The sequence below is a fragment of the Terribacillus sp. FSL K6-0262 genome (assembly GCF_037977385.1).
GTDB lineage: Bacteria > Bacillota > Bacilli > Bacillales > Amphibacillaceae > Terribacillus.
The window spans coordinates 535,949-559,768 of record NZ_CP150277.1 but is presented as its reverse complement, the minus strand read 5'-3'; the positions used below and the strand labels follow the sequence as shown (position 1 = coordinate 559,768).

The following is a 23,820-nucleotide window of genomic DNA, read 5'->3' as shown; positions in this document are numbered from 1 at the left end:
CTTACCACTATCATAGCAGATGGAGGACAAATTAAAAAGCGGGAAATGACTTGCTTTGTCTTCCAGGGGAAAAAGAAGAAGGTTGCAGAGGGTATCTTTGACAGCAATCGACATGCTTCCACTCTTTCAGTTGATTATTTCCTGGGCAATTGTCCTCGTTTATGAAAAGGAGCAGATCCATTTACGGATCTGCTCCTTTTTGTTACTGGTCGAGCTCCTGCTGCAAGTCCTGCAATTGCTGCTTTTCTTCTGCAGTTGCATCGTTATATGCAGATTGGATAGCCTCCTGCACTGCTGCAGAATCTTCCTGGCTTGGCTTATTTGTCAAGCCCTGCACTTTTTGCTTGGCTCTTTCGAAGAAGTTTTCCATCCTAAAACCCTCCATTATGGCTTTCTGATTGATGCTTCTTCACAGTGTCGCTGAAGCGTTCACGATAGACAAAAACATCGTCATGCTGCCTGACCGATTGTGCTCCCTGACTTGTGAACCGTTTGGATTTACTTCTCTTGCTCATTCGTTACCCCTCCGAACGTCTAAAGAAGTAAAAAGCATAACCGGCTTTACCCGATTACGCTTTTATTTTGTTCCTTGAGCCGTACAAGTATGAGTTGTAAAAACTGTTAATTCGCCGGGACCTCCAGCTTCAGATACGAATGAAGGAAGGAAGCGATGCCATCTTCCATATTTGATCCTGTCGTATAGTCGGCGATTTCTTTCAACGGAGCGATGGCATTGCCCATCGCAACGCCGGCACCAGCGTACTCGATCATTTCCAAATCATTATCTTCGTCCCCGAAAGCAATGATATTTTTTTGCGGGATTCCGTAGTAATGGGAAATCTTCTGCAGGCCGACTGCCTTGCTCAGCCCTTTTCGGATGATTTCAATGATGTGATACGGTGCGCCCCAGCGACGGTGCTCAATTATTTCCGCATGCTCCTTCTCCAGTGTCTCCCGTATGGAAGCGACTTGGTTTTCGTGCGGGTAAATGAGCAAGGAGGTCGGGTCATCCTCAAGCATTTGCGTCAAGCTGCCGACTTTGATCGGATCATCTTCTTCCTCTAAATGGAATAAATCCAATAAGTACTGGTCAAAGCGATCGATATACACATCATCCATCACTTCTGCAATGATATTTTTTACATCGAGTTTATGGCATGTATCCACGATTTTCCTGGCAGTACGTATCGGCATGGGGGAGTGGACAGCGTCCCATTTCTTATCATCGGGATGATGTATGAGGGCGCCGTTGAAATTGACCATCGGGGTAGTAAGGCCGAGTTCGCGATAATAAGCCAACGAGGCACGATGCGGTCTTCCCGTTGCGATGACGACAACATGGCCAGCTTGGATTGCTGCTTCAATGGCTCGTTTATTCTTTTCGGAGATGTGCTTGTCATCTGTCAAAAGTGTTCCATCTAAATCAAGTGCTATCAAATGTTTTTCCATCCATTATCACCTCTATATTGTTCATTATAGTGTATCCTTCTCTTCATCATCTGTAAAGAAATCGTCAAGACGAGGGAGTATCGATTTACAAAAGCAGCCCGGACATACTAAGATGAAGCAGTAGGCAATGGAAAACGTTGAAGAGGATGAAGCAAATGATCGTCATAAAAGAAGAAGTCTGGAACGAGGTGCCAGTGCTTCTTGTAGAGCAGGCGGGCGCTGAGGATAAAGCACTTCCGGTATTTACATATTTCCATGGTTTCACGAGTGCCAGGGAGCATAATTTGCCAATCGCGTATATGCTGGCAGCCAAGGGGTATCGCGTGCTGTTGCCGGAGGCGCTTCACCATGGTATCCGGGAAGATGATGTGAGCAGCAGCAAACGGCAGTTGGAATTCTTCGGCATTGTAAAAGAAAATCTGCATGATTTGCAGCAGATCCATCAGTATGCATCCGATAAAGGATTGATTCAGGATGATCGATTTGCCATCGGTGGTACAAGCATGGGAGGCATCACGACTTGCGCAGCACTCACCCAATTCGATTGGATCAAGGCTGGTATGGTGATGATGGGATCGCCGAAGATTGCAGCATTTGCCCGCGGGATGGTAGAGGCAGTCAAACAATCCGGCATGGAAATGAATGTATCGGAAGAGGAATTGGAGCAGCTTTATGCTTCCCTTGAGAAAATCGACCTTTCCCTGCACCCGGAGACCATCGGCAATCGGCCGCTGTTCTTCTGGCACGGTGACAAAGATCCGGTCGTTCCTTATGCGCATTCGCGCAGCTTTTATGAGACACTCGAAAACAAAGCGGGGAATGCCAAACAGTTCACGTATGTAACAGAAGAAGGTTCAGGCCACAAGGTCTCCAGAAAAGCTATGCTTGCCGGAACAGCCTGGCTGGAGAAGGTACTGTAGCAGTTTATTTCTATTTTGGTGAAAATATGTTTAAATAGATGCAGGTAAACAGTTTTTAACTGGCTTAAAGGAGGAACAGGAATGGATCAGGCATTGGAAGAAAATGTGCTCGGAGCACTGGAAAATGTAATCGATCCCGAGCTGGGAATTGATATCGTCAATCTGGGCCTTGTATATGGAGTGGACATAGATGAAGAAGGTACTGGAATCGTCACCATGACATTGACTGCGATGGGCTGCCCGCTGGCTGGTCACATCGAACAGGATGTGAAACGCGTCTTGGCAGATATTCCGGAAATCAAAGATACGAAAGTGAATATCGTTTGGAATCCGCCTTGGTCCAAGGACCGTATGTCCCGCTATGCTAAAATTGCACTTGGGATTCCGGATTGATAAGCAGTCCTCTTGCATTGCAAGAGGGCTTTTTTTGCACGCGCGGCATTTCCCCGGCATAGGCTGATGATGTAAAGGGGGAAGGTCAATCGTGACAAATTCACATGAACAGACTTATTCGCAAGCTCATCATATGATGGATATGTGCAAACAGCACAAATATCAATATGTTCTCATCCAGCTGATGGATGGATATCAGCTGGATGGCATCATCTTGGATGTGGATGATGAATATGTCCATCTCGCCATACCAGCAGACGAACAGTATGATTTTGTAGAGGATGACGATTATCGTAATCCTTTTGGATATCCTGGGTACGGATATGGATTTGGTTACCCTGGCGGCCGTTTCCGCCGGCTCGTTTTACCGCTCGTCGGTTTGGCGGCACTCAGCCTGATTCCGTGGTAATAGAAAAAACCTTGCCGATCGGCAAGGTTTTATTCATGCTTTTCCCCTTTGGAGAGCGCTGCAGATACAGTCCATACACCCAGACTGAAGATTATTGTCATAACGTAGACGAGTGACATATCGTATGAATCACCGGACATGCTTGTCAGAACGAATGCTACGACAGCACTTAGGGCGAACGCCCAAATAATGGTTACAATAAACCGCATTAGTATCACCTCTATCATTCACACATATACATCTATCATAGCAGGTTCCGGCTAAAAAGAAAAACAATTCTTGTGCAAATCCTCACATGAATAGGAGAGGTGTGTTTTATGCAATTTCTTGTAAGTCAATGCTACTGCTGGGAAGGATATCATCTCGTCCAGGCACTGCTGGAAGATGGTCATGAAGTATCAGGCCAGCATGAAGAATCCTTATCGGATAGAGAAGAGCATCTGAGCATGTATCTTGGCCGTCATGCCTTGTTCAGCGAAGGTATCCAAAAAAAGGATTATGATGCCCATATCAGTTTTTTCGGTTCGGGGAAAAAGGATGACTTAGCGTATCGTCATGTGGATATCAGTTATGAAGCAGATATCGATCCGAATATCGAAAATCAAATTTTGCTTCCTATATTATATGGGGAATGGATGCCCAGGGATGTGGATGCTATAAGGTGGAATGGGAAGCGGATACCGTTTGAAGATGACTATTTTTGCCGGCATGCGCTTCCTGTCAAGCCAGTGATGCAAACAATCAGCAAGATATTATCGGGAAACAGGGCCATAGAAAAATATCACTTCTATGCAAAAGAGGTGTGTCCGGAGCAGGAGGATAGAACGGTGATAGCCCTCAAACGCGATGTAATGGATGATTTAGCTGTTTTACACAGACACTATGAACAATACAGCCGTTTTTACAAGTGATCCTGCCCGGCTCTTCTTCATTTTTTGGAAATGAATTTTTTGGCGTGGTTCTTCAGGTGTTTTACATATGGAGAAAGCTGCTCATAGGTTTCCATGATAGTACCGGCAGTCTCCATTAGATTGAAATCTTTTTTCGTATCATCTTTTTTCAGCTCTTCAGGTTCCTGTCGCGCATTTCTTCTTTTACCAAAAAGAAATTCATCCAGTCGGGAATCGTCTTTCCTCATCTTTGCACACCTCCATGCGATAGAATATGCACTATCACTGTGTCTTGTCTATGTGTTTATCCTGAAAAATGAAAGGGAATATATTTTGTTTAACTTAAGAGCTTACAGAATAAGAAAAATACGTTACAATATACTTCAGATTATGCTCTTAATATGGTCATCATTTATCATTCGACCAGTCAGAACAGCTTCAGCGTGAATGATTGCTGGAGAAGGAGGAACAATTGTATGGAAAAGAAAAGAGTTGTTGTCACAGGTCTAGGCGCGGTGACACCGGTAGGGAATGACGCCGAAACAACGTGGCAGAATCTCTTGGAAGGTAAATCAGGAATCGATTATGTCACTCGGGTGAATAAGGACGACTTCCCTGCGAAAGTGGCAGCGGAAGTGAAAGACTTCAACCCAGAAGACTATATGGATAAAAAAGATGCTAAGCGTATGGATTTGTTTACGCAATATGCCGTCGCGGCCAGTAAAATGGCTGTAGAGGATGCTGAATTAACCATCACGGATGAGAATGCGAATCGTATCGGAGTCTGGATCGGCTCCGGTATCGGCGGTATGGGTACTTATGAAGAACAATTCGAAAAGCTGATGACGAAAGGTGCTCGGCGGGTCAGCCCATTCTTCGTTCCGATGATGATTCCGGATATGGCTTCCGGACAAGTATCGATCCAGCTTGGAGCAAAGGGGATAAACTCCTGCACAGTTACAGCATGTGCTTCCGGGGCTAACTCCATCGGGGATGCTTTCAAAGTCATCCAGCGCGGGGATGCCGATATCATGATCACTGGCGGAACAGAGGCACCATTGACAAAGATGGCATTTGCTGGATTCTCTGCGGCGAAGGCATTATCCTTCAATGATGATCCAAAGACTGCTAGCCGCCCGTTTGATGCTAACCGCGACGGTTTCGTAATGGGTGAAGGTGCCGGCATTCTCATTCTTGAATCATTGGAATCGGCACTGGAACGCGGTGCTACTATCTATGCGGAAATCGTCGGCTACGGTTCATCAGGCGATGCTTATCATATCACAGCACCTGCACCGGAGGGTGAAGGCGCTGTACGTGCCATGCGTCAAGCCATGGAAGATGCTGGTCTGCAGGCTGAAGACATCGACTATGTCAATGCACATGGGACAAGCACTGAATTGAACGACAAGTTCGAGACAGCTGCCCTGAAGCAGCTGCTGGGTGATCATGCTTACAAAACGGCTATATCTTCAACGAAATCAATGACAGGTCATATGCTTGGTGCTGCAGGAGCAGTCGAAGCGGTGATTTGTGTCAAATCGATTCAGGATGGCGTCATCCCTCCGACAATCAATTTGGCAGAAAAAGATCCGCTTTGCGACTTGGATTATGTACCAAACGTGAAGCGTGAGAAAACAGTCCGTGCTGCCCTGAGCAATTCACTTGGATTCGGCGGTCATAATGCGGCCCTTGTTTTCAAACAATATCAATAAGACGAAAACCTCCTATTATATAGGAGGTTTTTTTCTTGCCAAATCATCTAAATACAAGAATAAATCTTTGCTGGTTGGTCATAATGTATCCTACTACAACCCACACGGAACACGCTCTTACACCCAATGAATATAGCTGCATGCAAGCGTGACCGTCGTCGGAATAGCAGAATCGAAAAGCAAAGTGAGGGTTATCTATGTTATTTATGCATGATATTTGGGTGAACTGGTTTGAAGGCGAAGAAAATGGCTACAATGTATGCTCCTTTCATGAATGGCGGAAAGAAGATGGCATCGAACTGCTTGATCAGGTACCATTGCTCTACATAGAAGATGCGCTATTCGCATACATCGAAAATGACCTCCAGGAGCTTCCGAAGGCGATGCTGGATATGATCCACCGGAAAGCCTTCCTGCGTAAGAACCAAGAGCGGATTGCCATTGATTATGCATGCATTGTGACGAACGGAAAAGCAATCCTTGCAATCGATACGATGGGATATATCACACCAGTCAGGAAAAGCCGGCTGATCCCTCGGCAGGAAAGGCTTGTCTATCAAATGATAGAAGATGTACAGCCTGAAACATTCGAGTGGAAAGAAGAAGGGGAGGAGAAGGAATATCATATCCTATCCCTGAAGCCTGACTTGATGATTGGACTGACGAGGAAGGAACGACAGCTGAAGCAGCTTTTGATGATGGCCATGGATCAGCTTGAAACGAGCGGGAATCTGGATCAAGTCAGATATTGGCTGACAGAATGGAAGCCTGAAGAATACCATGTGAATCGTTCACTTGAATTCCGGGAAGCATGGCAGAAGCTTTATGATGGAGTTTCGGTCGGCTGGAGCAAGAAGCAAGAGGAGCTTTGCGAAAAAATGGTGAAAGGCCAGCCATTTTATGAAAAGCTCTGGGAACTCGAAAAGAATGATCAGGCAAAAACCTCATAAAAATAACCGGCAGAATGATCTGCCGGTTTCTTTTTTATTTTCCGCGTCCCAACCCCATCGCTTTTTTCGCTTTCCGCAGGGTCTTGTTGGCAACCGCTTGTGCGCGTTCTGCGCCCTTATCCAGCACTTCGTCCAAAGCATCGCTTTCCATCCATTCATAGTAGCGTTCCTGGATCGGAGTCAGCATGGCAACCACGGCATCCGCTACTGCTTGTTTGAAATCACCATAACCGCTGCCGGCGAATTCTTGCTCGCTTTCCTCGATTGTCTTATTCGTCGCTACCGAATAAATGGTGAGCAGGTTGCTGACACCAGGTTTGTTTTCTTTATCATAGCGCACGACACCCTCGGAATCGGTAACGGCACTCTTGATTTTTTTCTCGATCTGCTTCGGCTCATCCAGGATGAAAATAGAAGCCTTCAGATTTGCATCGGATTTGCTCATCTTCTTCGTCGGTTCCTGCAAGGACATGATCCGTGCACCGACCTTCGTGATTTGGATATCCGGAACGGTAAAGATATCATTGAAACGATTGTTGAAGCGTTCCGCTACATTGCGCGTCAGCTCCAGGTGCTGCTTCTGATCATCGCCTACTGGGACGATATCGGTATTGTATAGCAGAATATCAGCCGCCATCAGCGGTGGATACGTCAGCAATGCTGCAGATACACCCTCCTTACCGGCGGATTTATCTTTGAACTGCGTCATTCGTTCCAATTCACCAATGTAACTGATGGATTGAATCATCCAGCCGAGCTGGGTATGCGCCGGTACCTCGGACTGAATGAACAGAACCGATTTCTCAGGATCGATTCCTGCAGCCAGATAAAGGGCTGCAAGTGAGCGGATTTGCTGCTTCAGCTTTAATCTGTCCTGCGGTACGGTGATGGCATGCTCATCCACGATACAGAAGTAGCATTGATTGTCTTCCTGCAGGGCAGGAAATTGGCTCAAAGCGCCAATGTAATTGCCAAGTGTCAAACTGCCGCTTGGCTGAATACCAGAAAAAATAGTTTTCATCTTACTTTTCCTCCCAAGGCACAAAAAAAATCCATTCGTTTGCCTGCTTTTGCTGCAGGGACGAATAGACCGCGGTGCCACCCTAATTATCCTTCCACTACGAAGGATCACTTGATGCAGTTAACGCCTGCAAAAACGGCGGGGGAAACCCGCAGCTCCAAAAACCCAATTTCCGCTACTCGTGGTGCTTGTTTTCACCAGCCACAAGCTCTCTTTGACCAGAGGAGTACCGTACTACATTTTCTTCGTCGCTTTTTATTCCTGTTAATTATTCATTATATGCATGTTTCGACTGGTTTGCAAGTCGGTCAAAACAGATAAAAGATTGCCAGAAGGATGAGCATCAGTCCAATCAGGACAGCAGCCTGGAATAGCATATGGCTCAGGAATGATCGGTTCACCCACTCAGAAGGGACACCATTTTCTTCGAAGTCGAACAGGCCCTTGCTCATTACTTTGCCGAATCTCCGGAAGCTTCTCGTTATTCCATCGAGCACCCTGCCTTTGATAACGAATAATAGCATACCTACGATGAAGTAGAAGAAAGCTACATAAAAGATAGAGTTGATCAGCGATAAGAGACTTTGCTGATCTGAAAGAAAGAAAAGTACTGCTGTAATCACTAAGTTAATCAATAGTAGAATCCAGTTCCATTTACCAAACAACATACATTACCGCCTTCTAAAGATTATGAACAATTATAGCATAAGATGATGGGGAACATTTATTCCTATGACAAAGAGTTGTCCATAGGGGACATTATACTTGGAATTGTGTAAAAAACATAAAATAAAGTGTAAAATCAGCAAAATAAACTAGTTAAATAGTCCTATTTTTTGTTATGAAAATGCAATGTTTTCGGACTTTTGTAAAATTGCTATAAAATTAGGGGTGCACAAATTGTGAGAAAACTTGTATAATTCTAATTGCGAACAAGTAGTTCGTGAGAAAGTTATAAAATTTCAGAATCTTTGGGGAGGTCATGTATTACATGAGAAAGACGAACTGGCTATTACTTGCACTTGTTTTAGTACTTAGTTCATTCCTTGCTGCATGTTCCGGCGGCTCTGACAGTTCAAGCGGCAGCGGCGGAAATGGCGGCAGCGGAGAAAGCGCTGAAGGCTCTGCTAACGGCGAACAGGTATTCAACCTAACAATCGGAGACGAGATTCCATCGATGGATTCTTCTCTAGCGGATGACCAATACGGTATCCAATGGACTTCAGAGATCCAAGAGGGACTTTACCGCTTGGGTGAAGATGGAACTCCTGTAGAAGGTATTGCCACTGGCGATCCGGAAGTGAGTGAAGATGGTCTTACTTGGACATTCACCCTTCGCGACAATGCGGAATGGGAAAATGGAGACCCTGTCACAGCACACGACTTCGTTTATGCTTGGCAGCGAGCAATCAACCCTGATACCGGTTCCGAGTACGGTCCGTATATGATGGGCGGCGTTATCAAGAATGCCACTGCTATCAACCAAGGCGAAATGGATGTATCTGAACTAGGTGTTAAAGCAGTTGACGACCACACTCTGGAAGTGCAGCTTGAAAAGCCAGTTCCATACTTCGAGTCATTAACTACATTCCCTACTTTCATGCCTTTGAATCAGAAATTCGTTGAAGAACAAGGCGAAAATTATGCGCTTGAAGCGGATAACCTGCTTTCCAACGGTCCATTCAAGATGACAGAATGGAACCATGGCAGCTCTATGAAGTTCGAAAAGAATGATACTTATTGGGATGCTGATGCGGTTCAGCTAGAAGAGATTAATCTCCAAGTTGTAAAAGATACAGCTACGGGAGTTAACCTTTATGACACTGGTGAGGTTGACCGTACAAGCTTGACTGCTGAGTTTGTAGACCAGCGTATCAATGATGAAGACTACCTTGCCGTACCTGATATGGCTTCTTGGTATCTAAAACTTAATCAGAACCGTAAAGGCGAGGAAACACCTCTCGCAAACATCAATGCACGTAAAGCGATTGCACAGGCTATTGATAAAGAAGGTCTGGTAAACGTAGTTCTTAATAATGGATCCACTGTATCCAATGGCTTGATGCCGAAAGATTTCGTTAAAGGTCCAGATGGTACTGATTTCCGTGAAGCAAATGGAGACTTCCTGACTTATGATGTGGAAGCTGCTAAAGAAGCTTGGGCTACTGCAAAAGAAGAGTTGGGCCAAGATGAGATTACGCTGGAAATCCTTACTGGCGATACAGATCTTTCCACACAAATGGTTGACTACTTGAAAGAGCAATTAGAAACAAATCTAGAAGGTTTGACTATCAATATTATGCAAGTTCCGTTCCAGCAAAGATTGGATTTGGATACAGCCGGTGATTTTGATATCCAAGTATCCGGTTGGGGTCCTGACTATATCGACCCTAACACGTTCATGAACTTGTTCGTGACAGATGGCGAGAATAACCGTATGGCATATTCAAGCGAAGAGTACGATTCTTTAGTTGAAAAAGCAGCAAATGAAGATGCTACGGACCCTGAAGCTCGCTGGCAAGATTTCCTTGATGCAGAAAAAGTATTGCTTGACGATGCAGCAATTGCACCACTGTATCAAGCCGGTTACTCTTACTTAGTTAGTCCAAAAATGAAAGGCGTATTCTCAAACCCTGCTGGAAACGATTTCGAGTACAAATGGGCTTATGCTGATAATGCTGCCGTTCAAGAATAAGTTTATATAATATTAAACTTATACGAGAAGAATCAAGGGAAAGAGAGTATATCCAAATGGTATATACTCTCTTTTCCATTGGTGGTTATTATCTAATAATGTTGAATTTTGCGACAATAAACAGGAGGTGCACGTTATGGCACGGTATATAGGGCAGCGTATCATCTATATGATCATCACGCTATTCCTTATTGCAACTATCTCATTTATGCTAATGAAGCTTCTGCCCGGTTCGCCTTTAGCGAACGCAAACAAATTGACTGAGGAACAACAAGAAGTTATCTATGAAAAATATGGATTGAACGATCCGATACCAGTTCAGTATGTAAAATATTTAGGCGGTTTGGTTCAAGGGGATCTTGGTATCTCTTTCAAATATGACAACCGTTCAGTTACAAGTATCTTGTTTGGTGAAGGCAGAGCAGAAACATCTGCCCAGCTTGGAGCGCAGGCTCTTATTATTGGTACGGTCGTAGGTATTCTGCTGGGACTATTGTCCGCTATTTACCATAATGGAATTACAGACTATGTTTCAACCATAGTTGCAGTACTTGGTACTTCGATTCCATCTTTCGTTTTCGCGGGCATACTTCAGTTCTTTTTAGCTGTAAAATGGGGGATCCTCCCGGTTGCGACGTGGAATGGATTTGAATATACCATCTTACCAACCATTGCCTTGGCAATTTTCCCTATGGCAACCTGTGCCAGGTTTATGCGAACAGAAATGATTGAGGTTTTAAATGAAGATTATATTACTACCGCAAGAGCGAAGGGGCTTTCCGGAGCAGCTATTATTTTCAAGCATGGTATCAGGAACGCGCTTATTCCGTTGATAACAATTCTTGGACCATTAGCTGTTGGTCTATTAACAGGTACACTCGTTATCGAGCAAATCTTTGCAATTCCTGGAATTGGTCAGCAATTTGTAACATCAGTAAATACAAATGATTTTCCTATTATCATGGGTACAACTTTGTTCTTCGCTGTAGTATTCATTGTTATGATTTTAATCATCGATATACTATATGGATTGATTGATCCTAGAATAAGGCTTGCTGGAAAGGACTGAGACCATGGAAAATCAAAAACGACAAATCGATAAAAACCTCTTCCGTCCGGCAGACCGTACGCAAGAGCAAAGTGACATTATTGCTCGTAAAAGTAGTACACTTTTGCAAGATGCGATGAGAAGCTTAAGAAAAAATGTGTTCTTCATGATTTCTTTTTTCATCTTGCTTGTAATCGTATTAATGAGTATATTTGCTCCTGTTTTAAGTGATTACACCTATAAAGAACAAGATTTGAACCGTTCTTTGATGGCTCCAAGAATCCCGGGCCTTGAAAATATTTCATTTTTGGGCTTTGATGGAAAAGAAACAAAAACGTTTTATGGTAATAATGTTCAGACTGCTGAAATGAAGGCAAATACACAGTTTAAGACTCAATCGGAAGAACAAAAGGAGTTCATTACCTTCGAAGTTATCAATGAAGGCGATGGTAGTCCGAATTCCGCTGAAGTTAAAGCAACATATGATAAATACGCAGCAAAAGGATTGGAAGATGAATATTTCTATTTCGGTACGGATAGGTTAGGTAGGGATATCTGGACACGTGTCTGGGATGGTACAAGGGTTTCCTTGCTGATTGCTGTAGCCGCAGCCTTAATTGATCTGGTTATCGGTGTAGCATATGGCGGTATAGCTGCGTACTATGGTGGAAGAGTAGATAACTACATGATGCGATTCTTGGAAGTTATCATTGGGATTCCTAACTTAGTAGTGGTTATTTTAATGATTTTAGTACTTGATCCGGGCATCTGGGCGATTATAATAGCATTGACTATAACTGGATGGACGAGTATGGCTAGAATTGTGCGAGGAGAAGTATTAAAGCTCAAAGGCCATGAGTTTGTATTAGCTTCTCGTACTTTGGGTGCTCCAAACAGAAAAATCATCGGAAGGCATTTAATACCAAACGTTATGGGTCTCATCATTGTTAACACAATGTTCTCCATTCCGTCTGCAATTTTCTTTGAAGCATTCCTAAGCTTTATCGGTCTTGGATTGCCTTCGCCGGCAGCATCGCTCGGTACGTTAATCAATGATGGTTTCAAAACATTGCAAACTACACCTTCTATGCTAGTATTTCCGGCAGTGCTAATCTCCATCATAATGATTGTGTTCAATATCCTTGGTGATGGACTACGTGATGCATTCGATCCTAAGATGAGGAAATAAATAAAGGAGGCGACTACCTTGAAAAAAGATAATATTCTTGAGGTTGATAATCTCAAAGTTTCATTTAAAACCCATAGCGGTGAAGTACAAGCAGTAAGGGGCGTTTCCTTTGATCTGAAAAAAGGGGAGACACTTGCGATCGTAGGGGAGTCAGGCTCCGGGAAATCCGTTACGACAAAAGCATTGATGGGGCTGCTTCCGAAACCGCACGGCTTTGTTAAAGAAGGTTCCATCATGTTTGAGGATAAAGATATTACGAAATTGAAAGATAAAAGTATGCAGGCAATCCGCGGTAAAGAGCTTGCGATGATCTTCCAGGATCCAATGACTTCTCTTAATCCAACGATGAAAGTCGGTAAACAAATCATGGAAGGCTTGCTTAAGCATCAAAAACTGGGCAAGGAAGAGGCAAAGAAAAAAGCAATTGAGCTGATGAACTTGGTGCAGATTCCGAATCCGGAAGCTCGTATGAAGCAATACCCGCATCAGTTCTCAGGCGGTATGCGGCAGCGTGTCGTGATTGCGATGGCACTTGCTTGTAATCCTCGTATCTTGATTGCCGACGAACCGACTACTGCCCTGGATGTTACGATTCAGGCTCAGATTTTGGAGCTGATGAAAGACATTCAAAAGAAAGTGGAAACTTCCATCATCTTCATTACCCATGACCTTGGTGTTGTGGCCAACGTGGCAGACCGGGTGGCGGTAATGTATGCTGGTAAGATCGTGGAAATCGGAACAGTCGATGAAGTATTCTATAATCCGAAACATCCGTATACATGGGGGCTGCTCGGTTCTATGCCGACACTGGAAAGTGACGAGGAGGAATTGTTTGCTATTCCCGGTACACCACCTGATTTGATTGCACCGCCAAAAGGGGATGCGTTTGCGGCGCGTAATAAATTCGCGCTTGAGATCGACTTCGTCGAGGAGCCGCCGATGTTCAAAGTATCTGATACGCATTATGCTGCTACATGGCTGCTGCATGAAGATGCACCGAAGATCGACCCTCCTGAGTCAGTGAAGAAGCGGATCGAGTCTATGGACCATTCTGAGGAGGCGACGCGATAATGAGTCAGGAAAAATTAGTTGAAATCAAGAATCTGAAGCAGCATTTCAAACTTGGACGAAATAACGTCGTCAAAGCAGTGGATGGATTGACGTTTGATATTTATAAAGGGGAAACATTCGGACTTGTCGGCGAGTCAGGCTGCGGCAAATCCACAACTGGCCGTTCCATCATCCGTCTGTACAACTCCACAGATGGCGAAGTTCTTTTCAAAGGTGAAAACGTGCAAGGGAAGAAGAATAAAGCGGAATTGAAGAAATTCAACCGCCAAATGCAGATGATCTTCCAGGATCCGTATTCTTCCCTGAACCCACGTATGACCGTCATGGATATCATTGCTGAAGGAATCGATATCCACGGCTTGGCGAAGAATGCAGAAGAACGGAGAGCGAAAGTATATGAACTGCTGGAAACAGTCGGCTTGAACAAAGAGCATGCCAACCGCTACCCGCATGAATTCTCCGGCGGTCAGCGTCAGCGTCTCGGAATCGCTCGGGCCCTTGCTGTAGATCCCGAATTCATCATTGCCGATGAACCGATTTCCGCACTGGATGTATCCATCCAGGCACAGGTAGTCAACTTGATGAAGCAGCTTCAGAAGGAAAAAGGACTTACTTACCTGTTCATTGCTCATGACCTTTCCATGGTAAAATACATCAGTGACCGGATTGGCGTTATGTATTTCGGTAAGCTGGTCGAATTGGCCGATGCCGATGAACTGTACAAAAATCCAGTGCATCCGTATACGCGTTCCCTTCTCTCTGCCATACCGCTTCCGGATCCGATATATGAGCGCAACCGCAAACGTATCGTCTATGATCCAAGCCAGCATGATACGAGCGAAGAGCCGGAATTCCGTGAAATCAGCCCGAAACATTGGGTGCTCTGCACATCAAAGGAATTCGAAGCGTATAAGAAAGAACAGCAAAATCCAATTATGAAGTGATTCAGAACCGCAAGCTTATGGCTTGCGGTTCTTTTCGGTTTGCTGGTGTCAGGATCAGGTTAAATAAAGAAGAAGGGGAATGATCCGACAATAAATTGGTTATTTCGTCTTTAACCGGTTTCATCTGCCAAATATCTCCCTTATAATGAAGCTAATACCAAATAGGAGATTGATAGAATGGGAAAATTCAAGAAGACGATGCTGACTGCCGCTTTTTCTGCTGCCGCTTTGCTGCCGACGTCCGCACTCGCTGCAAATGAAGGGGAACAGCTGGAAGGAAAGCAGCTGACCGCACGAGCCTCCACAGTCCAGACATATGAGGTGCCGCAAGTCATGAAACGATTTACATATTCATCGGATCTGTCCTTTGATTACCCTGACGCAGTCAGAGGAATTTACGTAACCGGACCCAGTGCAGGAGGGGCAAAGTTCGATAGCTTGGTGAAGCTGGTGGACGATACGGATCTCAACACCATGGTCATCGATATAAAGGACGATCATGGAAACATTACATATACACCGGATGAAAAATCGCCATATTATGATATAGCCAAAAACTATATCGATGATCCGCAAAAGATGCTGAAGGAATTGGAAAAGCATAAAATTTATCCGATTGCACGAATCGTTGTATTCAAAGATACATTATTAGCCGAGAAAAAACCGGAACTTTCCTTTACCAATCAGGACGGCAGTGTCTGGAAAAATGGGCGGGGAGAAGCTTTCGTAAGCCCGTTCCAGCATGAAGTATGGGAATACAATGTAGAATTGGCGAAGGAAGCAGCCATGATGGGGTTCCAGGAGATCCAGTTTGACTATGTGCGCTTCCCGGAAGGCTTTGAAACGAAAGATGATGAACTCCAATACGATCTCGGGGATTATAAAGATGAGAATACGGATGACGTACAAAAGCGGGTGAACGCGGTGACGGATTTTGTTGCATATGCCAAAGGGGAATTGGCAAATTATGATGTCCAGACATCGGTCGATATCTTTGGTTATGCAGCCACACTTGAGGAAGCGCCCGGTATCGGACAGAATTTCTCCAAGATTTCTTCAAACGTCGACGTGATTTCCTCGATGATCTATCCGAGTCACTGGACCTCTTATTTTGGCTTGGACGTCCCGAATGACCATCCGTATGAGCTTACAGCGGAATACGCAAAGGTAGAAAATGAAGTACTTGGCAAGCTGGAGAATAAACCGAAATCCAGGCCATGGATCCAGGATTTCGAAGCACCATGGGTATCTTCCAAACAGTACGGCAAGCAGGAAGTGGAAGAGCAGATCCAAGCGCTAAATGAGAATGGTATCGACGAATTTCTCATTTGGAATGCAGCGAACAGCTATACGGAAGATGTGGATTATACACCTTGATACAAAGCAGCAGCCTCCCGGTAGGGGGCTGTTTTGTTTATTGCGGGTCTCTGCGGGTATAACTAAGCTATGACGAATTATAAAAGGAGCTGCTTTATGAATTGGTATGAGAAGCTTAGCAAGTACTTTCCGGTAGAGGAGATGAAGTCGAGGGAGCATATGGAATTGCTGCTGAAGGAAAAAGCCGATGTATATTTCAAGGATGAGAGTGAGGACCATGTCCTGATGTATGCCGAATTCGACCATTTCCTGTTTATCGATTATCTATATGTTGCTGCCAAGACCCGCGGACAAGGAATCGGCGGTAAGCTGATCGAAAAGCTGAAGAAAAAGGGAAAGCCGATTCTCCTGGAAGTCGAACCCCTCCAGTATGAGGATTCCGATTCCAAGAAGCGGCTTCGCTTTTATGAAAGACTGGGGTTTCAGCATGCTCAGACGATTGGATACAATCGCCGTTCCTTGGCGACAGATAAGGAAAATCCAATGGAAATCCTTTATTGGGCGCCAAATCAAGAAACAGAAGAAGAGATATTCGATGCTATGCGGGATATGTACGAACAGATTCACACATACAAAGACAAGCAGCTATATGGGGAAGCTTATCAGCCTTCGGATGAAGCATTGACATTCTCAAAGGATGCTGCAAAGGATAGCATTTTTGATGCATTGAAAGAAAAACAGAAATAATTTATCAAAATGGGTTTTAAACCTTGAGGGAAGGGTAAACAGGAACCATAATAACGATACAAACGTATATTTGTGTAAAAACTGTGGTATATTTCAGGAAGTCTTTCAATAACTTGACCGCTGTAGTATACTTGTACATAGAGAGATTAAATTAAAATTATTTTAAATAAAATCTTTCCATGGGCAATGAAATAGAAACATATTCTGTATTGAGGAGTGAAGTTAAATGGTAACACTTTATACCTCACCAAGTTGTACATCTTGCCGCAAAGCTAAAGCTTGGTTAGAAGAGCACGATATTCCGTTCACAGAGAGGAACATCTTCTCCGAGACATTATCACTTGAAGAAATCAAGGAAATCCTGCGTATGACAGAAGATGGTACCGACGAGATCATCTCTACACGCTCAAAGGTTTTCCAAAGCCTAAATATGAACTTAGATCAATTACCATTGAAGAAGTTATATAGCTTGATTCAAGAAAACCCTGGCTTGCTGCGACGTCCGATCATCCTTGATGAGAAACGTTTGCAGGTCGGTTATAATGAAGACGAAATTCGCCGCTTCTTGCCAAGAACTGTGCGTACATTCCAACTGCGTGAAGCACAGCGCATGGTCAACTGACCTTTCACAGATAAAAGACGCGGATCCACTCGGATCCGCGTCTTTTTCTTTGTGCCATTCGGATGACAAATTATCTGAAATGCGCTACAATGGACAGAATCCCAAGGGTCATTCGCCTTTTTTCGGCAAATGTAAGCCTTTCTGTTTTCCATGCGGGAGGATTTATCATAAAATAGAAACATACACAGAAAAAGTTAGATTGAGGGTAAGGGAATACGGGAAGTGTAAAGGCAAGAGGGCGTTTTTCACCTGCCACTTTACTGGAGGGAGAGAAAACCATGGAAATAGAAAGAATTAATGAAAATACAATCAAATTTTATATATCTTATCTGGATATTGAAGATCGCGGCTTTGATAAAGAGGATATTTGGTATAACCGCGAAAGAAGTGAGCAATTGTTCTGGCAGATGATGGATGAAGTCAATTATAAAGAAGACTTCAGTGTCGATGGTCCGCTTTGGATTCAAGTGCAGGCTATGGATAAAGGGTTGGAAATCGTCGTCACAAAGGCCCAGCTTTCAAAGGATGGCGAAAGCCTGGAGCTGAATGTGGACGATAAAGCCATTCAATCATCGGTGGAAGAGAAAGTCGATTCTGTTCTTGAAGAGAAATTCGGCTCCCATCAAGAGGATGGGGAAGAAGAGGATGCAGGAGAGCTATCCTTCATCATTCAATTCAGGGATTTCGAAGATGTGATCCAGCTCAGCCATTACTTCGAGGAGACATACGGCATCGAGAACAAATTATTCCACTACAAAGATAAATATATGCTTTATGTGGAATTTGATGACACAGTACTTGGAGATGATGAGCAGGAGGACGTCTTGAGTCAAATCCTGGAGTTTGGATATGATTCCCAAACTACAATTTACCGATTGGAAGAGTATGGCAAGGTGATCTTCGCCAATGACGCACTTACAAACGTGAAGAAATACTTCCCTCGTAGATAGACATTCACTTACGGAATGTCTATTTTTTTTGCCCCAAAATGCGTTTTTATAACTGTTTTTCCGTATTGCCTGTTTGATGGGATATACTGTCCTCAAGGAGGTGAAGCATATGCTGCAGGCGGAATTGGAGGATGGGCGGCTGGTGCTGCTGGCTGCATATCGGACAGAGCGGATCCATGAATTAAGGAAGTGCCGCTTCTTCTGTCCTGCCTGTAAAAAGGCCGTCATCATTCGTGCAGGCAGGAAAGTGATTCCTCATTTTGCCCATGAGCAGATTCAAGATTGCGAATTAACCAGAACCGGGGAAAGCCTATATCATATGCGCGGCAAGCTGCAGCTTTTCCGCTGGTTGAAGAGGCAAGGCTATACTGTGAAAGTGGAGGAACGTATCGGGAAGTCGGAAAGACGGCCTGATTTGCTGCTTCATACTCCCGGAGGAAGGCTTTTGGCAATCGAATATCAATGTGCATCCCTATCGGATGAAGAGTTGTACAGACGGAATGAAGCATATGGATGTAATGGAATCCTGCCGATATGGATACTCGGCGGTAATCGGATGAAGCGTACATCCACGTATATGCTCGATCTTTCGAAAAGAGATCAGCGCTTCCTCCTGCAATACAAGCGGGATATGCCTTTACAGCTTTTGTACTATTGTTCGGATAGTGAAGCTTTTTGCAATGTCCAGCATATCCTTTTGACGGGAAAGAAACGGACTGTCGGTCAGTTTTATTTTCGTCCTCTGCAGCAAATCCATTTCCCTCAGCTTTTTCAAGCCCTTCCGAAAAACGTCCGCCAAATTGATCAAGTATGGACCGACTTTCAAGCGAAAATGGCAGCAAGGCCGCTGACGTACGCTTCTGCCCATCTGAAGCGATGGGTCCTGCAATTATATGAACGTGGTGTATCGCTTCAATCCATGCCTTTGCATCTATTACATCCCGTCGAATCCCAATACCATATGTCCGTGCCACCGTATGTATGGCAGACCGACCTATGGCTGAAGCAATTGGATCCCTTGCCTATCATGAAAAGCGTCACGCTTGAGCAGCTGAAATATGTCAGCAGAAGGTGGGAAGCCCTGAATAAGCCGTTTGCGATTTTTGCAGATCTGCATCCGGTTGAATCCTATATGGACCGTCTGTGCCAGCATGGATGGTTCGAACGATTGGGAACGGATGCTTACGTAAAGAAAAGGCATTCTCCATTTTCAGGAATGACATAATCGTTTTCTTCGCATGAATCTGCCGCTTTTATATATAATATAAGAGAGAAAATGCTTATAATTGAAGGATTTTCCCTACAACTATACGAAATAGTCTTTGGAACAGAAAAAGGCAAGCAGCAATGGAGGAGGATGTTCGTGTCAAAATCAGCTAAGTCTTTACCGAAAAGAAGCGAGGTACCAGTAGAAAGAACCTGGAACCTGGAGGATATATTCGCGACTGACGAACTATGGGAGGAAGAGCGCAAGGCGCTGGCCGAGGATGGAGACAAAATCTCGGCGTTCCAGGGCAAGCTTGGTGAGTCTGCAGAAACCTTGTACGAAATGTTCAAGCTGCAGGATGAGCTATCCGAACGCATCGGCAAGCTTTATACATATGCGCATATGCGCTATGACCAGGATACGACGAATGGGCATTATCAAGCATTGCAATCAAAAGCGGAACTATTGATCACACAGATTTCCAGTAAGATGAGCTATATCGTTCCGGAATTGCTTGCAATTGAGGAGGATCGCATACAGGAATTCCTGGCAGGAAATGATGATCTCAAGTTGTACGAGCATACGTTGAATGAAATCAGCCGTCAGCGGGCTCATGTGCTGTCTGAAAAGGAAGAGACCTTGCTCGCACAGGCATCCGAAGTGACCGATAATGGCTCCGCCACATTCGGAATGCTCAATAACGCGGATTTGACCTTCCCGAGCATCAAGAATGAAGAAGGAGAAGAAGTGGATGTTACGCATGGGCGCTACGTGACATTCCTGGAATCTCAGGATCAGCGCGTCCGCAGGGATGCATTCAAGTCCATGTATGATACCTTCAGTCAGTTCCGGAATACATTCGCTTCCACCCTATCCGGTACGGTGAAGAAGAATAACTTCTATGCAAAAGTAAGAAACTACGAGTCAGCTCGGCAGTCGGCGCTGGATAATAATAATATCCCGGAGCAGGTATACGATAACCTTGTGGAAGCGGTGAATGAGCGTCTGCCATTATTGCATCGCTATGTGGCACTGCGCAAGAAAGTCCTCGGGCTTGATGATTTGCATATGTACGATCTCTATACACCTCTTGTCAAGGACGTGGATATGAAAGTATCCTATGAAGAGGCGAAGGAGCTTGTGCTTAAAGGACTGGAGCCTTTGGGAGAAGATTATCAGTCCATCCTGAAGGAAGGCTTTGAAAACCGCTGGGTCGACGTGGAAGAGAATAAAGGCAAACGCAGCGGTGCGTACAGCTCCGGAGCATATGGCACGAATCCATATATCCTGATGAACTGGCAGGATAATGTGAACAACCTTTTCACATTGGCACATGAATTCGGTCATTCGGTGCATAGTTATTACACGCGGAACAATCAGCCTTATCGCTACGGCAATTACTCCATATTCGTTGCCGAGGTTGCATCCACTTGCAATGAGGCTTTGCTGAATGAATACATGATCAATAATGCGGACGATGAGCAAGAGAAGCTGTATTTGCTGAATCACTTCCTGGAAGGATTCCGCGGTACTGTCTTCCGTCAGACGATGTTTGCGGAATTCGAGCATATGATCCATAAGCACCAGCAGGATGGGGAAGTGCTCACTGCAGAGAAGCTGACATCCATGTATTATGATCTGAATAAGAAATACTTCGGCGATGGTTTGACAATCGACGAAGAAATCGGTATGGAATGGGCGCGTATCCCTCATTTCTATTACAATTATTATGTATATCAATATGCAACTGGCTATGCAGCTGCAACTGCCTTATCCGCTAAGATCCTGGAGGAGGGGCAGCCTGCAGTCGAGAAATATATCGGATTCCTGAAAGCTGGAAGCAGTGATTACCCAATCGAAGTATTGAAATCTGCAGGAGTGGATATGACGGATAAACAGACGATCCTGTCTGCACTCGATGTATTCGAAGCCAAATTGGATGAAATGGAGAAACTTTTGCAGAAATAAGAGGAACCGACGCTATCGCGTCGGTCAGGCTGTCGAGAAAGTCTCGACAGCCTTTTTATTTTGAGTTCACTTCTTTTTCTTACTTTTTTATAATAGAAGAAACGACTAAAAGGCGGTGCCAAGATGTTAAATTCCAGAGAGAATGACCAAACAGCTCTTGAAATCGTAACTATAGAAGAACTTGTCCCTGAAAACCACCTATTGCGTAAGATAGAAACCCACATAGATTTCTCCTTCATCCGTGAAAAAGTTCGTCCTTATTATTCGGCGGACAATGGCCGTCCTTCCCTAGATCCTCTTGTCCTCTTTAAAATGATCTTTATCGGCTACCTTTTCGGTATCCGTTCCGAAAGGCAATTAGAGAAAGAAATCCAGACAAACATTGCTTACCGTTGGTTTTTAGGACTTAAACTCACGGACCCAGTCCCTCACCACTCTACAATAAGCTGGAATCGTTGTAATCGATTCAAGGGCACAGATATCTTCCAACAAATCTTTGATGAAATTGTAGAACAGGCAATGAAGCATCGTATGGTTGGAGGACGCGTCTTATTCACTGATTCCACCCACTTAAAAGCCAATGCGAATAAAAGAAAGTTCATCAAGAAGGAAGTACAGGAAGCTACTCGTTCATATCAGGAAGAATTGGATAAAGCAATCCAAGAAGAACGTACAAAACAAGGAAAAAAGCTTTAAAGTCACGAGAGGAGGTGACAGAAACGAAAGTAGTGAAAGAAAGCACGACTGATCCAGAGAGTGGCTATATGTATCGAGAAGGAAAGCCTGAAGGCTTTTTCTACTTAGATCATAGAACTACGGATATGAAATATAATATTATTACCGATGTCCATGTCACGGCCGGAAATGTGCACGATTCACGGCCTTATTTGGAGCGCCTTGAACGACAGAAGGAACGCTTTAATTTTGATGTGGAAGCTGTCGCTCTGGACTCCGGTTATCTCACTACGCCAATCTGTCACGCCTTGAATGAACAGAATATTTTCGCTGTCATCGGTCACCGACGTTTTCATCCTACTAAAGGATTAATGCCTAAATGGAAGTTCAAGTATGTCCCAGAGAAAGATCATTATGTTTGTCCAAACGGACAAACATTACCTCTGCGAACAACAAATCGAGAAGGGTATAAAGAATACGCATCTGACCCTAAACAATGTACTGCTTGCCCACTGTTGGCCACATGTACGAAATCAAGAAATCATCGAAAAGTTATCACAAGGCATGTTTGGGAAGGTAGTAAAGATTGGGTGCGGGAAAATCGCCTGAGCCACTCAGGAAAGTTATTATATAAATTGCGAAAAGAAACGATAGAGCGAAGCTTTGCGGATGCGAAACAACTCCACGGGCTTCGCTATTGTAGGTTACGAGGAAGAGAAAAAGTGCAGGAACAGGCGCTGATGACAGCGACCTGTCAGAACATAAAAAAGATAGCCAACCACCTAGCAAAGCTAGGATAGGTAGGTGGCTGGCTATCTTTTTTATAAAACAGCCCTTTAAAGAAAGCAGAAGAGTATCGAATAAAAAAAGATTGTAGAGAAACTGGGATTTCTCTACAATCTGAACCGACGCTATCGCGTCGGTTTTTTTATGCCTTTGTATGTTCTTTTTCGGGTAAAGAAATAGCAAGCGGCAAGCAGCGATAAAAATAATACAGGCAAAGTGATGAGCATGGATACGAGATGAAGCAGGCCGAGAATATTGAAACATAAAGCAAAAATGACACAGGCGATCAATAGGATGCCGATTCCTCTCATGATAACAACACCTCCGACTACCAACACTTTATGCAGCCATATGAAAGACTAGACTAAACGAGCTTGTGACTTTTTTGTGAAAATGTGCACATAATAGTTGCTATTCCATCGTATATTTGGTACATTATATTTGTGAGAAACATCACAAACAAGTCCCCTTTGTTTGGATTATTGTTCTCCCATCCCCTCAGTAGAAGTTATACATGCAAAAAGGTCTGCCATTAGGCAGGCCTTTTTGTATTGGCTCCTGTATCAGGGACTGGAATTGTGACGCTGCTGTTTCATTGGAGGGGGAAGGATGCTGATGTTGGACAAGCCTTGTCTGCGTACATACCATGGATGGCCATTCAGGTACCCGTGGGATGCTTTTCTCCCGCCATTATAAGGAGGCAGCTTCCGGTCATCCACTGCCTCACAGGCGCTCTAAAGCGTGTTCTGGGAGGTGGTTTTCAGCTTGAATTGATGGAATACCATGAAACGATGCCGGAAGTGCCAGTTGACCGGAAACTTTAAGTCGAAGCTTTCCGATGCATGCCGATCTTC

Annotated in this window: 25 protein-coding genes and 1 other annotated feature; of the genes, 18 read left to right on the top strand and 7 right to left on the bottom strand. The window is 44.3% G+C overall.

What is annotated here, in order from left to right; translation table 11 throughout:
• Window positions 1-202 precede the first annotated feature (202 nt).
• The 3 genes from MHI54_RS02855 to MHI54_RS02845 all read right to left on the bottom strand — a co-directional run bounded on the left by MHI54_RS02855 (window position 203) and on the right by MHI54_RS02845 (window position 1,449).
• Window positions 203-370, bottom strand: a complete 168-nt coding sequence (locus tag MHI54_RS02855; protein WP_143594500.1) for a DUF3813 family protein — start codon at window positions 368-370, stop codon at window positions 203-205.
• A gap of 1 nt (window position 371) precedes the next feature.
• Window positions 372-515 (bottom strand): hypothetical protein, encoded by a 144-nt coding sequence (locus tag MHI54_RS02850; protein WP_198946047.1) that lies wholly within the window; start codon window positions 513-515, stop codon window positions 372-374.
• A gap of 106 nt (window positions 516-621) precedes the next feature.
• Entirely contained in the window at window positions 622-1,449 is an 828-nt protein-coding gene (locus MHI54_RS02845; protein WP_340082265.1) for a Cof-type HAD-IIB family hydrolase, read from the bottom strand.
• Between the two features lie 155 nt (window positions 1,450-1,604).
• Here MHI54_RS02845 and MHI54_RS02840 point away from each other — a divergent pair, with 155 nt between their 5' ends.
• The 3 genes from MHI54_RS02840 (at window position 1,605) to MHI54_RS02830 (ending at window position 3,171) form a co-directional block, all read left to right on the top strand.
• Window positions 1,605-2,369 (top strand): prolyl oligopeptidase family serine peptidase, encoded by a 765-nt coding sequence (locus MHI54_RS02840; protein WP_095216424.1) that lies wholly within the window; start codon window positions 1,605-1,607, stop codon window positions 2,367-2,369.
• A gap of 81 nt (window positions 2,370-2,450) precedes the next feature.
• The gene (locus tag MHI54_RS02835) at window positions 2,451-2,762 is read left to right on the top strand and encodes a metal-sulfur cluster assembly factor (protein ID WP_095216423.1); all 312 of its coding nucleotides are present in this window, start codon (window positions 2,451-2,453) and stop codon (window positions 2,760-2,762) included.
• A gap of 91 nt (window positions 2,763-2,853) precedes the next feature.
• A complete protein-coding gene (locus MHI54_RS02830; RefSeq protein ID WP_233135089.1) occupies window positions 2,854-3,171 on the top strand; it encodes a hypothetical protein in 318 nt (105 codons plus the stop codon).
• A 29-nt stretch (window positions 3,172-3,200) separates the two neighbouring features.
• Here the strand turns inward: MHI54_RS02830 and MHI54_RS02825 are convergent, their stop codons facing one another.
• On the bottom strand, window positions 3,201-3,380 hold the full coding sequence (locus tag MHI54_RS02825) for a DUF2929 family protein (RefSeq protein WP_143594499.1): 180 nt from the start codon (window positions 3,378-3,380) through the stop codon (window positions 3,201-3,203).
• A 108-nt stretch (window positions 3,381-3,488) separates the two neighbouring features.
• Here MHI54_RS02825 and MHI54_RS02820 point away from each other — a divergent pair, with 108 nt between their 5' ends.
• Window positions 3,489-4,082 (top strand): hypothetical protein, encoded by a 594-nt coding sequence (locus tag MHI54_RS02820; RefSeq protein ID WP_095216421.1) that lies wholly within the window; start codon window positions 3,489-3,491, stop codon window positions 4,080-4,082.
• A 17-nt stretch (window positions 4,083-4,099) separates the two neighbouring features.
• On the opposite strand, the gene MHI54_RS02815 is transcribed toward MHI54_RS02820, so the two are convergent.
• Window positions 4,100-4,309 (bottom strand): hypothetical protein, encoded by a 210-nt coding sequence (locus MHI54_RS02815; RefSeq protein ID WP_095216420.1) that lies wholly within the window; start codon window positions 4,307-4,309, stop codon window positions 4,100-4,102.
• Between the two features lie 228 nt (window positions 4,310-4,537).
• Between MHI54_RS02815 and fabF the strand changes: the two genes are divergently transcribed.
• Window positions 4,538-5,776: a beta-ketoacyl-ACP synthase II gene (fabF, locus tag MHI54_RS02810; RefSeq protein WP_095216419.1), complete on the top strand. Its 1,239-nt coding sequence runs from the start codon at window positions 4,538-4,540 to the stop codon at window positions 5,774-5,776.
• Between the two features lie 197 nt (window positions 5,777-5,973).
• Window positions 5,974-6,726, top strand: coding sequence for a DUF3603 family protein (locus tag MHI54_RS02805; protein WP_095216418.1), 753 nt, complete (start codon window positions 5,974-5,976; stop codon window positions 6,724-6,726).
• Window positions 6,727-6,760: 34 nt separating this feature from the next.
• Here the strand turns inward: MHI54_RS02805 and trpS are convergent, their stop codons facing one another.
• Both trpS and MHI54_RS02795 read right to left on the bottom strand, forming a co-directional pair.
• Entirely contained in the window at window positions 6,761-7,747 is a 987-nt protein-coding gene (gene trpS / locus MHI54_RS02800; protein WP_095216417.1) for a tryptophan--tRNA ligase, read from the bottom strand.
• 53 nt (window positions 7,748-7,800) lie between these two features.
• Window positions 7,801-8,005 (bottom strand) — a binding site (T-box leader).
• A gap of 50 nt (window positions 8,006-8,055) precedes the next feature.
• Entirely contained in the window at window positions 8,056-8,415 is a 360-nt protein-coding gene (locus MHI54_RS02795; protein ID WP_095216416.1) for a DUF3899 domain-containing protein, read from the bottom strand.
• A gap of 323 nt (window positions 8,416-8,738) precedes the next feature.
• Here MHI54_RS02795 and MHI54_RS02790 point away from each other — a divergent pair, with 323 nt between their 5' ends.
• From MHI54_RS02790 to MHI54_RS02735, 12 genes are all read left to right on the top strand, one after another.
• A complete protein-coding gene (locus MHI54_RS02790; RefSeq protein ID WP_095216415.1) occupies window positions 8,739-10,442 on the top strand; it encodes a peptide ABC transporter substrate-binding protein in 1,704 nt (567 codons plus the stop codon).
• Between the two features lie 136 nt (window positions 10,443-10,578).
• Window positions 10,579-11,511 (top strand): oligopeptide ABC transporter permease, encoded by a 933-nt coding sequence (gene opp3b, locus MHI54_RS02785; RefSeq protein ID WP_095216414.1) that lies wholly within the window; start codon window positions 10,579-10,581, stop codon window positions 11,509-11,511.
• Window positions 11,512-11,515: 4 nt separating this feature from the next.
• Window positions 11,516-12,679 (top strand): oligopeptide ABC transporter permease, encoded by a 1,164-nt coding sequence (opp3C, locus tag MHI54_RS02780; RefSeq protein ID WP_340082264.1) that lies wholly within the window; start codon window positions 11,516-11,518, stop codon window positions 12,677-12,679.
• Window positions 12,680-12,697: 18 nt separating this feature from the next.
• Window positions 12,698-13,750 carry an ABC transporter ATP-binding protein gene (locus MHI54_RS02775; protein ID WP_340082263.1) on the top strand — a complete coding sequence of 351 codons (1,053 nt, stop codon included), beginning with the start codon at window positions 12,698-12,700 and terminating at the stop codon, window positions 13,748-13,750.
• Complete coding sequence (locus tag MHI54_RS02770) at window positions 13,750-14,694, top strand: ATP-binding cassette domain-containing protein (protein WP_340082262.1); 945 nt, start codon at window positions 13,750-13,752, stop codon at window positions 14,692-14,694. Before MHI54_RS02775 ends, MHI54_RS02770 begins: the two co-directional genes overlap by 1 nt.
• A 177-nt stretch (window positions 14,695-14,871) precedes the next feature.
• Entirely contained in the window at window positions 14,872-16,071 is a 1,200-nt protein-coding gene (locus tag MHI54_RS02765; protein ID WP_233135083.1) for a putative glycoside hydrolase, read from the top strand.
• Between the two features lie 96 nt (window positions 16,072-16,167).
• Window positions 16,168-16,758 (top strand): GNAT family N-acetyltransferase, encoded by a 591-nt coding sequence (locus MHI54_RS02760; protein ID WP_095216410.1) that lies wholly within the window; start codon window positions 16,168-16,170, stop codon window positions 16,756-16,758.
• A gap of 226 nt (window positions 16,759-16,984) precedes the next feature.
• On the top strand, window positions 16,985-17,380 hold the full coding sequence (gene spxA, locus MHI54_RS02755; protein WP_093726917.1) for a transcriptional regulator SpxA: 396 nt from the start codon (window positions 16,985-16,987) through the stop codon (window positions 17,378-17,380).
• A 278-nt stretch (window positions 17,381-17,658) separates the two neighbouring features.
• A complete protein-coding gene (mecA, locus tag MHI54_RS02750; RefSeq protein WP_340082261.1) occupies window positions 17,659-18,330 on the top strand; it encodes an adaptor protein MecA in 672 nt (223 codons plus the stop codon).
• Window positions 18,331-18,439: 109 nt separating this feature from the next.
• Window positions 18,440-19,555: a competence protein CoiA family protein gene (locus MHI54_RS02745; protein ID WP_340082260.1), complete on the top strand. Its 1,116-nt coding sequence runs from the start codon at window positions 18,440-18,442 to the stop codon at window positions 19,553-19,555.
• A 132-nt stretch (window positions 19,556-19,687) separates the two neighbouring features.
• Window positions 19,688-21,505 carry an oligoendopeptidase F gene (gene pepF, locus MHI54_RS02740; RefSeq protein ID WP_095216407.1) on the top strand — a complete coding sequence of 606 codons (1,818 nt, stop codon included), beginning with the start codon at window positions 19,688-19,690 and terminating at the stop codon, window positions 21,503-21,505.
• Window positions 21,506-21,628: 123 nt separating this feature from the next.
• Window positions 21,629-22,980, top strand: a protein-coding gene (locus MHI54_RS02735; protein ID WP_340081544.1) for an IS1182 family transposase whose coding sequence is annotated in 2 segments (ribosomal slippage) — window positions 21,629-22,196 and window positions 22,196-22,980 — 1,353 coding nt in all. Because the reading frame shifts where the segments join, the coding sequence is not laid out codon by codon here.
• Window positions 22,981-23,820: the final 840 nt, after the last annotated feature.

Excerpts from the sequence above, each read along its gene's own strand:
- MHI54_RS02855 (WP_143594500.1), bottom strand. The coding sequence starts at position 370 with ATGGAAAACTTCTTCGAAAGAGCCAAGCAAAAAGTGCAGGGCTTGACA.
- MHI54_RS02850 (WP_198946047.1), bottom strand. The coding sequence starts at position 515 with ATGAGCAAGAGAAGTAAATCCAAACGGTTCACAAGTCAGGGAGCACAA.
- MHI54_RS02845 (WP_340082265.1), bottom strand. The coding sequence starts at position 1,449 with ATGGAAAAACATTTGATAGCACTTGATTTAGATGGAACACTTTTGACA.
- MHI54_RS02840 (WP_095216424.1), top strand. The coding sequence starts at position 1,605 with ATGATCGTCATAAAAGAAGAAGTCTGGAACGAGGTGCCAGTGCTTCTT.
- MHI54_RS02835 (WP_095216423.1), top strand. The coding sequence starts at position 2,451 with ATGGATCAGGCATTGGAAGAAAATGTGCTCGGAGCACTGGAAAATGTA.
- MHI54_RS02825 (WP_143594499.1), bottom strand. The coding sequence starts at position 3,380 with ATGCGGTTTATTGTAACCATTATTTGGGCGTTCGCCCTAAGTGCTGTC.
- MHI54_RS02820 (WP_095216421.1), top strand. The coding sequence starts at position 3,489 with ATGCAATTTCTTGTAAGTCAATGCTACTGCTGGGAAGGATATCATCTC.
- MHI54_RS02815 (WP_095216420.1), bottom strand. The coding sequence starts at position 4,309 with ATGAGGAAAGACGATTCCCGACTGGATGAATTTCTTTTTGGTAAAAGA.
- fabF (WP_095216419.1), top strand. The coding sequence starts at position 4,538 with ATGGAAAAGAAAAGAGTTGTTGTCACAGGTCTAGGCGCGGTGACACCG.
- MHI54_RS02805 (WP_095216418.1), top strand. The coding sequence starts at position 5,974 with ATGTTATTTATGCATGATATTTGGGTGAACTGGTTTGAAGGCGAAGAA.
- trpS (WP_095216417.1), bottom strand. The coding sequence starts at position 7,747 with ATGAAAACTATTTTTTCTGGTATTCAGCCAAGCGGCAGTTTGACACTT.
- MHI54_RS02795 (WP_095216416.1), bottom strand. The coding sequence starts at position 8,415 with ATGTTGTTTGGTAAATGGAACTGGATTCTACTATTGATTAACTTAGTG.
- MHI54_RS02790 (WP_095216415.1), top strand. The coding sequence starts at position 8,739 with ATGAGAAAGACGAACTGGCTATTACTTGCACTTGTTTTAGTACTTAGT.
- opp3b (WP_095216414.1), top strand. The coding sequence starts at position 10,579 with ATGGCACGGTATATAGGGCAGCGTATCATCTATATGATCATCACGCTA.
- opp3C (WP_340082264.1), top strand. The coding sequence starts at position 11,516 with ATGGAAAATCAAAAACGACAAATCGATAAAAACCTCTTCCGTCCGGCA.
- MHI54_RS02770 (WP_340082262.1), top strand. The coding sequence starts at position 13,750 with ATGAGTCAGGAAAAATTAGTTGAAATCAAGAATCTGAAGCAGCATTTC.
- MHI54_RS02765 (WP_233135083.1), top strand. The coding sequence starts at position 14,872 with ATGGGAAAATTCAAGAAGACGATGCTGACTGCCGCTTTTTCTGCTGCC.
- MHI54_RS02760 (WP_095216410.1), top strand. The coding sequence starts at position 16,168 with ATGAATTGGTATGAGAAGCTTAGCAAGTACTTTCCGGTAGAGGAGATG.
- spxA (WP_093726917.1), top strand. The coding sequence starts at position 16,985 with ATGGTAACACTTTATACCTCACCAAGTTGTACATCTTGCCGCAAAGCT.
- mecA (WP_340082261.1), top strand. The coding sequence starts at position 17,659 with ATGGAAATAGAAAGAATTAATGAAAATACAATCAAATTTTATATATCT.
- MHI54_RS02745 (WP_340082260.1), top strand. The coding sequence starts at position 18,440 with ATGCTGCAGGCGGAATTGGAGGATGGGCGGCTGGTGCTGCTGGCTGCA.
- pepF (WP_095216407.1), top strand. The coding sequence starts at position 19,688 with ATGTTCGTGTCAAAATCAGCTAAGTCTTTACCGAAAAGAAGCGAGGTA.